The following is a 13,926-nucleotide window of genomic DNA, read 5'->3' on the forward strand; positions in this document are numbered from 1 at the left end:
TCGCGGTAGAAACTGCGTGTGGCTCGAAGAACGAACCTGGGACGTTGCTCGGTGTGGCGCTGCTCGCTCCCTTGTTGAGCGGCTGTTGGTGTCTTCTGCATCCCTGCGACGGTGGTTTTGGGTGGTCGGGGAAGCCGGTCAGCGGAGTCGTCGAGCCTGGGGTCTACCGATTCACGGTCACGGTCGAGCACAACGCGAGCTTCGAGCTCGAGTGCGAGATAACCTCGACGTCGACCGTGGGGGACTGCGACCGCTGGCGCGACGCCGAAGACTCGCAGTTCGATGTGTCCCTGCATCCTGGGTTACTCGACGAGCCCCAGAGCGGTCCGGTAGGGGGCTTCAGCATCGGCGTGATGGCGGACGACGGTAAGAACGTGATTGGGCCGCGACACGTGAGCATCGAGGTGACCCGCGACGGGGCGCTGCTCGCCGACGTCGACTACGAGGTCGAGTACATTCGCGACCGCGAGTATTGGGGCGAGCCGCACTGTGGCTTTTGCGATCGCGGTGCGGAGCTGCAGAGCCACACGTGGTAGCTGCCCGTCAGTGTGAAACCTGTAGCCGCGCGACGGATGCTCGGTCGAGCGTACTTGCAACAAGTCGAGGATTGGGCTTTGGTCGGCTCATGTCACGCCCACACGCCGCGGTGTTGCTCGCCATCTCGACCTTGCTCGCTTGCGACACGCCACCCACGACGGCCCCCGGGTCCGACGTGGCCGCGCCCACCGGTGGCCCGGAGCTCAGCGCCGCGTGGCTGCGAGACTTCACCCGCGCGTTCTCGGCCGACGCGCTCGGCGGCCGGCTCCCGGGCAGCGAAGGGGCGGCCCTCGCCGTCGCGCAGATCATCGAGGCCATGCAGGCGATCGGCCTCGAGCCGGCGGGCGAAGACGGGGGCTGGACCCAGCGGGTGGTCATGCGCGGGGTGACCCTCGACCGCGAGGCCAGCCAGCTCGAGCTTGGCAGCGGCGCGGGTCAGGCTGCGCCCTTCGTGTTTGGCGAGCACTGGGTCGGGACCAGCTTCGCGGCCGGCAGCGAGCACCCGATCGACGCGGAGCTGGTGTTTGTTGGCTACGGTGTGACCGCGCCCGAATACCAATGGGACGACTACGCTGGCGTCGACGTGAAGGGCAAGATCGTGCTCGCGTTCGTTGGCGATCCGCCGACAGAAGACGGCAGCTTTGGTGGGCCCGCGATGACCTACTACGGCCGCTGGAGCTACAAGTACGAGCGCGCGCTCGCGGCTGGGGCGGCCGGGTGCCTGGTGATCCACGAGGAGGCGCCGGCTTCCTACGGGTGGAACGTGCCAACCACCAGCTACTCGAGCGAGCGCTTTCACATTCTTGGACCAGACGGCCAGCCGCCGTCTGCCATGGCCCTGCGTGGGTGGATCTCGAGCACCGCGGCCGACGACCTGGCCAAGCGCGGTGGCCAGAGCCTCGCCGCTTGGCATGCGCAGGCGATGCGCAATGACTTTGTGGCCTCCGGCACGCGGTTGCGGCTGGGCGGCAAGCTGGTCACGAGTGAGCGTCAGGTGGAAGACGTCAACGTGCTCGGTCGGCTGCCGGGCGGCGTGCAGGCCGAGCAGGCGGTGTTCTTGACCGCGCACTGGGATCACCTGGGCACGGACCCCGACAAGCTCAGCGCGGGCGAGGACGGCATCTATAACGGCGCAATCGACAACGCCAGCGGCATCGCCAGCATGCTCGGCGTCGCGGCCGAGCTCGCAAACGGCTCGGCGCTGGATCGCTCCGTCGTGTTCCTGGCAACGACGGCCGAGGAGCAGGGCCTGTTGGGGTCGCAAGCGTGGGTCGCCAATCCAACCATGGCGCTCGACAATGTGGTGGCGCTCGTCAACCTCGATAGCATGAATGTCTACGGGGAGACGCGGGCTGTCGAGGTCGTTGGCTGGGGACAGACCACACTGGAAGATCGCCTGGTCGAGCTCGCGCGGGGGCAGGGGCGAACTGTCGTTCCCGACACTCACCCGGAGGCCGGCAGCTTCTACCGATCCGATCACTTCCCCTTCGCTCAGGTCGGGATTCCGGCGATGTACTTTCACAGCAGCCTGGATATGGTCGAAGGCGGGACCGAGGCCGGCGACGCGATTCGGGCCGGCGTGCGGCAGCGCTACCACACGCCCGCGGATGAGTTCGACGAGACCTGGACCTTCGCGGGGGCGGCCAAAGACGCGGCCCTGATCGTCGACCTGGTCCGTGCGGTGGCGGCGAAGGGCGCTCAGCCCAAGTACAAGCCAACGAGCGAGTTCGCCGGGCTGCGCTGAGCACCTCGTGACGGCGCGCGCCTCGTCGGCGCGGAGCGTGCGGCGCCGCGGAGCGTGCGGACACAGGGGCTCGCAGGCGGCTGCTGATCGCCGATCGACGAGCGCGAGGCAGCCCCGGCGGCTAGCCTGCGTCGGTGCAAGCCCACGCTCGCGTCCGCACGCTCGAGGAAGCCCCGATCAACCCGGCCGGCACCCACGTGCTGTATTGGATGACCGCGGCCCGGCGCACGCGATCGAGCTACGCGCTGGATCGTGCGATCGAGTGGGCCCGCGAATTGGGCAAGCCGCTGTGGGTGCTCGAGGCCCTACGGCTGGGCCACCCACACGCGAGCGCGCGGCTGCACGCGTTCGTGGTGCGCGGCATGTGTGACAACGCGGCCCGGTTCGAGGCCAGCCCGATCGGCTATTACCCCTACGTCGAACCAAAACTCGACGCCGGGAAGGGGCTGCTGGCCGCGTTCGCTCGCAAGGCGTGCGTGGTCGTGACCGACGACTGGCCCGTGTACTTTGTCAGGAACATGACCCGCGCGGCCGCGGCGAAGATCGGCGCGCGCATGGAGCTCGTCGATGGCGTTGGCTTGGTCCCGATGTCAGCCCCGGATCGCTGCTTTGCCCGGGCCCACGACTTTCGCCGTTGGTGTCAAAAGCACGCCAACGTGTGGCTGGGTCCGGCGCCGCGGGTCAATCCGCTGGCGCGACTGCAGCTGTCGGCCGCCGGGGAGCCGCCGATCAACACGCGCAAGTGGCCGGCCGCGCCCGTGGACCGCACGACCGCGCTCGAGCGCTTGGGCCAGCTGGCGTTCGCGCGAGAGATCCCGGCGATCCCGGACGTGGGTGGCAGCCAGGCCGCTCGCGCGCGGCTGCGGGCGTTTGTTGCGACTGGGCTCGAGCGCTACGCCGAGCGCAACCAGCCCGCGGCCGAGGTCACCAGCGGCCTGTCGGCGTACCTGCACTGGGGCCAGATCGGCGCCCACGAGGTGCTGCGGGCCGTGCTCGCGTCTGAACCCGACTGGGATCCCGGGCGAATCTCGGAGCTGTGTCGGGGCCAGCGCGAGGGCTGGTGGGGGATGTCGCCCGCGCGCGAGGGCTTCTTGGATCAGCTGCTGACCTGGCGCGAGGTCGGGCACAACTTCGTGTGGCACCACGCCGACTACGCCCGCTTCGAGTCACTGCCCGCGTGGGCCCGCACGACGCTGCGCGCCCACGCCAGCGACGAGCGACCGGAGCTGTACTCGCTCGAGCAGTTCGAAGCCGCAGCGACCCACGATCCGATCTGGAACGCCGCGCAGCGCGAGCTTGTCTCGACCGGAGCCATGCACAATTATCTGCGGATGTTGTGGGGCAAGAAAATCCTGCATTGGTCGGCGAGCCCCCGCGCGGCGCTGGAGATCATGATTACGCTCAACGATCGCTACGCGCTCGACGGGCGCGATCCAAATTCCTACAGCGGAATTGGCTGGGTGCTCGGGCGCTTTGATCGGGCTTGGGGACCCGAGCGGGCGGTGTTCGGAAAGGTCCGCTACATGAGCTCGGAGTCGACGCGCCGCAAGCTGCGGCTCAACGCGTACCTTCAGCGCTTCGGGCCGGGTTGAGGTGAGGCCGAGATCGAGTCACGACTGCGGGTGGGTGGGTCGTTTCGCCCCAAGTGGTCTGGCTAGCCAAATGCGCACAGTGATGAATCCGGCCGGCCGGCCGAATCGAACTGTGTAATGTGCGCACTAGCCTCGCCCGTGAACAGCGCGAGTGCAGTCATTTCGTGCCGGCCGGCTGGCCGCGATGAGAGCTGGTGTATTGGTGGGGAAACACCGACGCGAGCGGTCCCTGCGAGCTCGTACAGCCCCACTGTAATGAATGTGCCTGGTTGGGAGTCGAGCTCGCAATAAATACAGTTCCCAGGCGGAGGGCCCACACCCTGACTGATATTTGCGCGGCCGACTACGCACAGCTGTTCGGTTTCAGGACAACAGATTACACGTGTGTGCAAAATAGAAGAAAAAACCGCTAGCGATTACTGGAGAGTCGAGACACGATTGGTCATTGATGGCACTCCGAACTTTGTCGTTTCCGATCCTGACCGCCGCGGTACTCATTGGTGGACTGACCAGCACGGCCGAAGCGGCGGAGCCGTATCCGGCGTTCGAGAGCGGCCACGTGCGCCCAATGGCGCTCTCGCCGAACGGCAAGCGGTTGTTCGTCGTCAACACACCCGACAATCGGCTCGAGATCTACCGGGTCCGAAAGCACGGACAAGCCCTCGACCACGAGGCTTCGGTCCCGGTTGGGCTCGAGCCGGTCGCGGTCGCGGTCCGGAGCAATCACGAGGTTTGGGTCGTCAACCATTTGTCCGACAGTGTGAGTGTTGTCCGAGTCAATGGCGCGGTCCCACACGTGGCCCAGACTTTGCTCGTCGGCGATGAACCGCGCGATGTCGTGTTCGCGGGGCCCGGTGGCTCACGCGCATTCATCACGGCTGCGCATCGTGGCCAGAACGCTCCGTTCGCGCCCGAGCTGACCACACCCAGCGTCGGCCGTGCGGATGTCTGGGTGTTCAACGCGAACGATCTCGGCCCGGAGCTTGGCGGAACTCCGCTGTCGATCATCAACCTCTTTAGTGATGTCCCCAGGGCGCTCGCCGTTGACGCGAGCGGCTCACGGGTCTACGCCGCAGCGTTCAATTCGGGCAATCAGACCGCCGTCGTGCACTTGCTGGAGATCCCAGACACCGGGGAGGCGGACGGCGGGATCCCGCTACCAAACGTCAACCACTCGGGCGTCCCCGAGCCGGACATGAGCCTGATCGTCAAGTTTGACGGCGCGCACTGGGTCGACGAGCTCGGGCGCGTATGGGACGACAAGATCAAGTTCAACCTGCCCGACAAAGATGTGTTCGTGATTGACGCAGACGCGGCCACCCCCGAGCTGCTGCCGGGCGCCAACGGCTTCTTCGCGGGCGTGGGGACCACGCTCTTCAACATGATCGTCAACCCGATCAGCGGAAAGGTCTACGTCACCAACACCGAAGCGCTCAACCATGTCCGCTTCGAGGGTCCAGGGTTGTTCGCTAGCACGACCGTGCGTGGCCACACGGTCGACAACCGCATCACGGTGCTCGACGAAGACGGCGTGCACCCTCGGCTGCTCAACAAGCACATCGACTACGAGAGCTGCTGCGACCCGCTCCCCAACGACGAGGCCAGCCTCAGCATGTCGCAGCCGCTTGGCATGGCGATCTCCAGCGACGGCGAGATCCTCTATACTGCCGTGCTTGGAAACGACAAAGTTGCGATCCACTACACCGCGGAGCTCGAAGACGATGAATTTTACCCCGACGCTGGCGACCAGATCCCAGTGAGCGGCGGTGGCCCGACCGGCGTGGTGCTCGATGAGGCGAACGACCGCTTGTATGTGCTGACGCGCTTCGACAACGGCATCTCGGTCATCGACACCGACACCCACGAGGAGCTCGACCACCTGACCATGCACAACCCCGAGCCGGCTTCGTTGGTCGCTGGGCGCCGCTTCCTTTATGACGCTGCGCTGACCTCGAGCCACGGCGACCAGTCCTGCGCCTCGTGCCATATCTTTGGGGACAAGGACGAGCTCGCGTGGGATCTGGGCGATCCCGACGGCGACGTTACGCCCGCGCCCAGCAACGCTGTCACAAACTTCGGCGTTGGTGATGTCGACTTTCACCCAATGAAGGGGCCAATGACGACCCAGAGTCTCCGCGGGCTCGACAACCACGGGCCGATGCACTGGCGCGGGGATCGCAACGGCGAGGGCCAAGGCCCCAGCGTTCAGCCGGACGGCGGGGCGTTCAGCGAGGTCGCGGCGTTCAACGCGTTCAACGTCGCGTTTCCGGGCCTGCTCGGTCGTGACGAGGAGCTGAGCGCCGAGCAAATGCAGGCGTTCACGGACTTCACGCTTCAGGTGATGTACCCACCCAACCCGATCCGCGCCCTCGACAACTCTCTCAACGCAGATCAGCAAGCCGGTCAGGACTTCTTCAACACGAACATCTCGCTGGCCAACCCGGGTGACAACAGCGCTTTCAGTTGTTCGAGCTGCCATCGCATTGATCCGCTTGGCAACGCCGAGTACAGCGTCGAGCACCCCGGCTTCTTTGGCTCGGATGGTCGCGTCGCGCTCGGCGAATTCTCGCAGACCTTCAAGGTTCCGCAGCTGCGCAACCTGTACACGAAGGTGGGGGCCTTCGGCTTCGCTGGCGACAACCCGGTCTTCAATCATCCAGGCGTGCCGTTCTACGACGCGTCACACCAGGGCGACCAGATCCGCGCGTTCGGCTTTTTTCACGACGGGTCGATCGACACCCCAATGCGCTTCTTCAACTTCTTCACCGCCACCCCCGAGGGGTTCCAGGACGCCGAGACCATGCGGCAGGTCGCCGAGTTCATCTTTGCGATCGACTCCAACTTCAATCCAATCGTGGGGCAGCAGATCACCCGCACCAGGCACAACGGCGGCGTCGTGGGTCCGCGCGTCGCCTTGCTGCGCGAGCGCGCCATCGCTGGCGAGTGCGAGCTGATTGCGAAGACGCGGCTTGGGCCAGTCGAGCTCGGGCTGTTGTTCACGGGGGCCGGGTACACGACCAGTTTTGTGGGCATCCCCCAGCTGAGCGAGCTGCATGTGGCTGCCCTCGCCAAGGCCTCGCCCGTGACCTACTCGTGTGTCGCGCCGGGGTCTGGCTTCCGGATTGGGGTTGACCGTGACGGCGACGGCGTTCGCGATGGAGACGAGCTCATCGCGGGTAGCGACCCCGCCGACGCCAGCGACGTGCCGTGAGAGCGCGCGCGGGTCGTGCCGCCGGCCTGGCCGCGCCGCCAGCGAACGCGGCACGGTCGCGTACGTTGACGCCCGCGAGTGCAGGTGGCACGACTGGACGCGTGGAACACCACCTGTCCGCTCGCGGCCAACAGCTCGTCGCCTCTCCTCCGCTCGCGCCCTACATCCTCGAACACTTTGCGCGCGCTGAAGATGCTTGGGATCCAGCCAGCAATCCGGGCGGCTACATCGCGCTGTGCATCGCGGAGAACCGCACGATGTGGGACACGCTGGTCCCCCAGCTGGGCAACTATCGCAACATTCCGCCGCGCGTGCTTGGCTACGACGCCATGGTCGGCAACCTGGAATTTCGGCAGAAGCTCGCCGCGTTCATGGGCCGGGCATTCCTTGGGCGCACGGTCGAGGCCGAGCAGCTCGCCGCCGTCGCGGGGGCTGGGGCCGTGCTCGAGCTGTTGTTTCATGTGATCGCCGATCCTGGCGACGCGGTGCTGGTTCCCACGCCGAGCTACGCGGGGTTCTGGGCGGATCTCGAGACCCGCGATCAGCTCCAGATCATCCCCGTCCACTGCCGCAGCAACGATGGTTTTCGGCTGACGACGCAAGCGCTCGATCGGGCGCTCGCCCAGGCCGAACGCCCGGTCAAGGCGCTGCTGTTCACAACCCCCAACAACCCGCTGGGCACCGTCTACAGCCGGGCCGAGCTGCTCGAGATCCTCGAGTGGTCCGATCGCAGCGGCGTCCACGTGGTGTTTGACGAGGTCTATGCGCTGTCGGTGTTCGGCGAGCGGCCGTTCGTGAGCGTCGCGTCGCTGCGGGCTTCGCTTGGCCCGCGCGCGCACGTGGTCTGGGCGTTCTCGAAGGACTTCGGCGCGAGCGGCCTGCGCTGCGGCGTGTTGATGAGCGAGAACCCAGGCGTGCTCGCGGCCGTTGACGCGCTCGCGTATTGGGCAGCGTGTTCGGGCGACACACAATGGTTGCTTGGTGAGCTGGTCGCGGATCGGGACTTCGTCGATCCCTTCATTCGCAACATGCAGGCGCGGCTGGGGCAGACCTACGCCCAGCTGTGCGCGGCCCTGGACGCCCATGGCATCACGTACCTTCCGGCTCAGGCGGGCTTCTTCTTGATCTGCGACATGCGGCCGTTCCTCGACGAGCCGAGCTGGGCGGGCGAAGACCGGCTGTGGCGGCGGATCGTCGACGAAGCCAACGTCAACCTCACGCCGGGCTCGGCGTGTCGAGTCGTCGAGCCGGGGTTCTTCCGGCTGTGCTACGCGAGCGAGCCGACCCAGGCGGTGCTGGAGGCGGTGGCGCGCGTGGCCGGGGTGGTCGCGCCGGGTGATAGCGCCGGGTAGCCCCAATTGCGGCGACCCAACCCGGCGGATCCGCTCACGGGGTTGGCTGGGGCTGCTCGGGAATGTCGGGTCGCGCCTCGACACCGAACCCCCGGGGCGAGCCGGAACGCGAGGCGAGACCCGTCGGCCGACCACGACAGCTTCATCGAGCTGTCCGCAGGCGCTGGCGCAGCTTCGTGCGGGATCAGGGCCGCACGATCCGAGCGTTGCGACCCAACAGGTCCGCGCGCGCGAGCACGTCCGCTCGATAGCGCTGCTCGTGCGCCCGATCGAACACGATCGCGCGGACCCGAACCCGCACGCCGCCGCGCTCGTCCGTGACGGCGAACACCTCGGGCCGATGACCCGGCGCCGCGTAGGCCGAGAGGATCGCGGCCTCGAGCAGCCGCCGCGACGCGTCCTCGAGATCGACCTCGGCCGGGAGCTCGACCTCGAATTCGCAGGGCGCGTCTTGCCGGGCGAGGTTCAGGCGAACGACCTCGCGGCCGGCAAACCGACGGTAGGGGAGGGTGGTCTCGGTCCCGTCTCGATCACGCAAGACCACGCTGCGCAGCCCATACGCGACGAGCCGGCCCTCGAAGTCCGCGACGCGGATGTCGTCGCCGAGCCGATGGCGGCCCTCGATCGCGAGCGCGAACCCGGCGATCACATCACGAAGCACAGGTAGCCCAACGAGCACCGCGAGCCCGAGCAGCGCTGCGCGTGCGAGGGTCTCGGCGAGCGTGTCCGTGGCCAGGGTGCGCACACCGATCAGCCACGACGCGCCGATCCACGCGAGCACGCTGAGCACATGCAGACCCCGCTGCCACGCGCGCAGGGCCGGGGCGGCGCCGATCCTCGCGGTCAAGATGCTCAGCGCTGCCGCAGCCGCGACGACCAGCCCGGCCACTGCCCACCCCGAGTTCAGAGTAAATTGCACGCGCGCAGCTCCGCGGTGAGGGGTTGAACCAAGCGGGTCTCGACCTGAATGATCCGCGAGTCGGGGGCGCCGCCTTCGTCGAGCACGAGCAACCGCGCGTGGGCGAGGCGGGTCAGCTCGGCGTCGAGGTCGAGCAGCTCCGGGCCTTGCAGGCCAATTAAGTCCGCGCGCCGCAGCGGACCGTGGAGCATGAGCGCGGCGAGCAAGACCCGGCTCGACACCGGCAGCGCGGCGGTCAGCGGGCAGGGGTACCCCGGCAGCGGACCGACCACGACGCTGCCATCACGCGGATCGAGGTGGGCGGCGGCGAGCCACAGGCGCAGCGCTTGGCGGACGTTGCCGCCGCTGAGCTGGGCCAGCCGCTCGTACGCGGCCTGCTCGAGTCCCCGCCGCAGCCGCCACGCGGTCTGCGGCCCGCGAACCCACTCGGTCAGTGAAGGCGTGCCCGCGGCGATCCGCAGCGGGTAGCCCGAGAGTCGATGGCGACCGTCGAGCACGGCCGCGAGCTGGGGCGCGTCCATGGCCGGCACCCACACCGCGGTCGAGAACCGAGCGCGGAGCTCGATCGCCGCGTCGAGCAGAGGCACCGCCGGTTCGGCGATCAGCACCACCCAGAGCACCTGCTTGCTGGTCGCGGCGACCAGCTCGAGGAACCGACGGAGCCGCTGGAGGCCGTCGCTGGTGCGGCGAAACAGGCGCTCGGTGTTCTCGACCACGATCATCGGGCAGCGCTCCATGGCGGCGTCGGTCAGCCCGGTCGAGGTCAGGGCCAGAACCTGCTGCTGCAAGCTTGCGAAGTCCGTCGCCGGGTCGGCGGTGCCGACGTCGAGCACCGGCGCGAGCGCCCGCGCGAGATCGGCCTCGCGCTCGAGGGCCGGCGACAGTCGCAGCCAGTGGACCTCCACGCGGTCGCCCAGCGCTTGGATCAGCTGGCGAACGAGCGTGCGCTTGCCGACGCCACGGTCGCCGTGGACCAAGATGGCGCCGCCCCGACCGCCAAGGCGATCGCCCACCCAACCGTCGGCCGAAGCCTTCAAGACCGCCAGCTCGGGGCGCGGGATCAACAGGCCAATGGTCTCGGCCGGCACCGACGTGAACAGCCGCTGGTAGGGCTCGGGCATGGTCGACCGCGGGCCCAGCAACACCCGCCGCCAAGCCGCGACCGCGGCGGCTGTGTGACGATCGGTCGACAGCGCCGAGAACTCATCACCCAGCGTGCGGCTCAGGGTGTGGGCGCGCTCGACCCACGCCGCCTGATGCTCGCGCAGCCAGTCGGACATCGCCGCGCGCGGGCCCTCTTCCAGGCGACGCTGACGGCGGCGTAGCTCGTCCCAGCGCGCGCTCCGGATCGGCTCGAGCCCGGTCCGCTCGGCGGCGGCGATCGTGTCCTCGACGTGCTCGCGGACCAGCTTGGCCAGCGCCTCGACCTGCGCGCGCGCGGCCTCGAGCAGGCTGGTCAGTCGCTCGCTCAGGCCCGCGTCGACCGGCTCGGCCTCGGGGCGGGCGACGCCGCGCCCGGTGGCCGCGCCCGGTCCGGCGAGGTGATACTCGGCGACGCGGGCGATGTGGACCAAGGTCTGGCGCAGGCTGTCGAGCCCCGCACCCAGCTCGTCGTCGGCGCTGGCTCGGGCGACGCCAAAGTCGTGCAGCAGCGTCTGGGCCAGCCAGCCGCGCAGGCGGATGCTGGTTCGTCGCGGATCGGGGTTGAGCGGATCGCCGAGCTCGAGCTCCGCGCTGGGGGCGAGTTGATCCGGCGCGGTGGCCAGCGCGAGCAGCAACGCGGGCGGCTGCGCGACGGCGAGGGCCGTGAGCTCCGAGCGCAGGCGTTCGACGTGTTCACCCATTCGCGACAGATCCCGCCCGAGCGCGGACGCTTCGCTGCCCATGGTGAACCCGTCCACGAAGACGTCCGCAAGCGGGCGAGAAGCGCTCGCCCGAGCTGAAACGAGATCCGGGCCAGGATCGGCGCCAGGAGCCGCTGACGGCCCCGACGCGGTCGCGGCGATCCGCGCGAGGGTGTCGTCGAAGTCGTGTCCGAGCGCCGCGAGGATCGTCGTGAAGCTGTGCTCGAACTCGTGCGCCGCCAGGTGAATGCTGGTTGCGACATGCTCGGCGTGGGCGAGGGCCAACAGCGCGTCAAACCGGCCGGCTCCAGCCTCGCGGTCGCGAGCGCTGCGCTCGAGCAGCTCGGCGCTCGCGGCTTGGGCCGCGTCGTAGCGCCTCGATGGTCGGGTCCGCCAGGCCGGCAGCTCGAGCGTGCCCGCGATCTCGACCGACGCGAGGAAGGTCGACCAGCTGTCGGCGAGCGCGGTCAGGAGGCTGCGCTCGAGGTCGCGGTCGCTGCGTTCGAGCTTCTCGCAGATCCCGGCTTCGCGCGCGGCGGCCTCGGCTTGTTGATCGCTCAGCCACTGCGCCACGCTGACCGGTGCCCGCGCGTGTGTCCCCGAGCTCGCCGGTGGCGATGCAGCGTGGGGGTCCGCCCCGTGGCTGTCGGCTTCAGAGGTCGCCCACGTGCCGCGCGCGATCGCCTCGAGGCTGGCGCGGGTCAGGCGATAGTGGTCGAGCAACGCATGCCACAGCTGCGCTTCGATCGGTCGGGTGCTTCGCCACAGCGCGACGGGGACCGCGAGCGCGACGTCGTGACGCCACAGGCGGCCAAGCGGGACCGTTCGATGACCAGGGCCAACGACCGAGCGACGCGCCCGTCGGACCATGCGGATCGCCCGAACCCACCGACCGCCGCGCGCTTCAAACAACGCAGCGCCGCGGCTGACCCGAAAGTTCTGGCTGAAGTCCTGGGCGCGGTCGAGCGCGGCGAACAGCGCGACCAAGCTTCGGCCGTTGAAGGGCGCGACGCTGGCGTAGTCGATCTCGGTCCCGGCCTCGGCGACGGCGGCGTCGAGTCGCGCGCAGGCCTCGCGAGCGTCGCGGCCGAGCGACGCCTCGGATCGAGCGGGCTCGGGCGCGGGCTCGGGCTCTAGCTCCAGCTCCAGCGCCGAGCTGATCGTGGAGGCGAGCGCCTCGACGAGCGCCGAGCGTCGCCGCGATCGGGCCATGACCTCGCCTTCGATCAGTCCGGTCTGCGCGCTCGTGACGACGCCGTGAAGCTGCTCGAGCCGGAGCGAGAGGGCTGGATCGCTGGCCCGGGGGGCGACCAGCTCGGTGCCGCGCTCGGCCTGCGTGGGCGCGACCTGTTCGTGCGCGATGCTGGACGCCAGCTGCTCGGCCCCGCGCTCGCGCGCGGCCGCCGACTCGCCGGCTCCGTCGAGGGCGCGAGCCAAGAACAACGGCCCGCCAACCACGTAGAACAGGATCGTCGCCATCGTCACGGTCTGGACCTGGGCGCCCCAGCCGGGGATCGCTTCGGCGACCATCGCAGCGAGGACCAGGTCGACCCCGCCTTGCGAGAAGAACGACACCTGCAGGCGGCGGCGCGTGGCCTCGTCGACACCGGCGACGCGCGCCCCAAACCCGATGCCAACCACGAACAGGCCCGAGCGCAGGACAACCAGGATCAAGGTCAGCGGCAGGTACACCGTGACCGCGACCAGATCCAAGTTCGCGGCCTGGGCCGTGAAGTACACGACGAACACCGGCAGCGCGATGCGCTCGAAGGCCTCGACCAAGGTGTGCCCGTAGCGCGAAAAATTCTGGACGATGAACCCGGCGACCAAGAACGCGAGCAGGGTCTCGGCGTGGAGCCGGCTGGCCACGAACGCGGTGACGAACACCAGCGCGAGCGAGAACAGCAGCACCTCGCGCTGAACGAAGCGCAGGTACAGGATGAACGCGATCCCCACGACCACGCCAAGCGCCAGCGCCCAACCAAACTCCGCGGCGATGTGGGGCAGCTGCGCGCCCAGGCTCTCGAGCGACAAGCCCTCGGGCGAGATCAGCAGCTTGGCCAGGGCCAGGACCAGCAAGAAAGTCGCGACCAAGATCAGATCCCCGATCACGACCACGCCCAGCACCAGCGAGGTGAAGCGGCCGCGCGCGTGGACCTCTTGCAAGATCGCCAGGGTCGCCGCGGGGCTCATGCCGACCGCGAGCGCGCCAAACAACAGGGCCCCAGCGATCCGTCCGGGCAGCGGCAGCGCGGCCAAGAACGGCACCGCGCTCGGGACCACGAAGGTCAGCGCCAGCACGACGCCAGCGACCAAGGGCAACACCAGCACGAACACCGTCCCGCAGATCGCCGCGAGCTTGCCCAGGTTCTCGCGTAGCTCGGGCAGCTTGATCTCGCCGCCGCCCATGGTCCCGATCACCCCAACCGCCAACACGTTGACCAGGCCGAGATCGCGGATCGCCTGGTCCCCGAGCGGCGCCAAGCTGGGATCGCCCAGCGTCATAGCGACCAGCTTGGGCCCAAACAACACCCCGGCCGCGAGGTAGCCAAGCAGGGCAGGCAAGCGCATGCGCCGGGCCAGCTCGCCCATTGTGTAGGCCCCGACCAAGATGAAGCCGGTCGTCAGCAGGGTCAGCGAGTCGACGGCCGCGCTCGTCGTGACGCCGTGGTGGATCACCACCTGCATCAGCAACACGAGCACGACGAGGACGAGGAGCTGGCGCAT

General features: G+C 68.6%; 7 protein-coding genes. 5 read left to right on the plus strand and 2 right to left on the minus strand.

The genetic code is table 11. The features are described from left to right. The first annotated feature begins 53 nt into the window (after window positions 1-53). From DB30_RS09260 to DB30_RS09280, 5 genes are all read left to right on the plus strand, one after another. Window positions 54-536 (plus strand): Rossmann-fold NAD(P)-binding domain-containing protein, encoded by a 483-nt coding sequence (locus DB30_RS09260; protein ID WP_052547951.1) that lies wholly within the window; start codon window positions 54-56, stop codon window positions 534-536. Between the two features lie 89 nt (window positions 537-625). Continuing rightward, entirely contained in the window at window positions 626-2,281 is a 1,656-nt protein-coding gene (locus DB30_RS09265; protein WP_146658357.1) for a M20/M25/M40 family metallo-hydrolase, read from the plus strand. Between the two features lie 134 nt (window positions 2,282-2,415). Further along, window positions 2,416-3,873, plus strand: coding sequence for a cryptochrome/DNA photolyase family protein (locus DB30_RS09270; protein ID WP_052547956.1), 1,458 nt, complete (start codon window positions 2,416-2,418; stop codon window positions 3,871-3,873). A 448-nt stretch (window positions 3,874-4,321) separates the two neighbouring features. Continuing rightward, window positions 4,322-7,084 carry a hypothetical protein gene (locus tag DB30_RS09275; RefSeq protein ID WP_052547958.1) on the plus strand — a complete coding sequence of 921 codons (2,763 nt, stop codon included), beginning with the start codon at window positions 4,322-4,324 and terminating at the stop codon, window positions 7,082-7,084. A gap of 101 nt (window positions 7,085-7,185) precedes the next feature. After that, window positions 7,186-8,436 (plus strand): aminotransferase class I/II-fold pyridoxal phosphate-dependent enzyme, encoded by a 1,251-nt coding sequence (locus tag DB30_RS09280; RefSeq protein ID WP_052547960.1) that lies wholly within the window; start codon window positions 7,186-7,188, stop codon window positions 8,434-8,436. A gap of 184 nt (window positions 8,437-8,620) precedes the next feature. On the opposite strand, the gene DB30_RS09285 is transcribed toward DB30_RS09280, so the two are convergent. Further along, the gene (locus tag DB30_RS09285; RefSeq protein ID WP_165703679.1) at window positions 8,621-9,355 is read right to left on the minus strand and encodes a mechanosensitive ion channel domain-containing protein; all 735 of its coding nucleotides are present in this window, start codon (window positions 9,353-9,355) and stop codon (window positions 8,621-8,623) included. Further along, window positions 9,340-13,926: a cation:proton antiporter domain-containing protein gene (locus DB30_RS09290; RefSeq protein ID WP_052547964.1), complete on the minus strand. Its 4,587-nt coding sequence runs from the start codon at window positions 13,924-13,926 to the stop codon at window positions 9,340-9,342. Before DB30_RS09290 ends, DB30_RS09285 begins: the two co-directional genes overlap by 16 nt.

Origin of the sequence: Enhygromyxa salina, from assembly GCF_000737335.2 — a bacterium.
In the GTDB taxonomy this organism is placed as follows: Bacteria; Myxococcota_A; Polyangia; order Nannocystales; family Nannocystaceae; genus Plesiocystis; species Plesiocystis salina_C.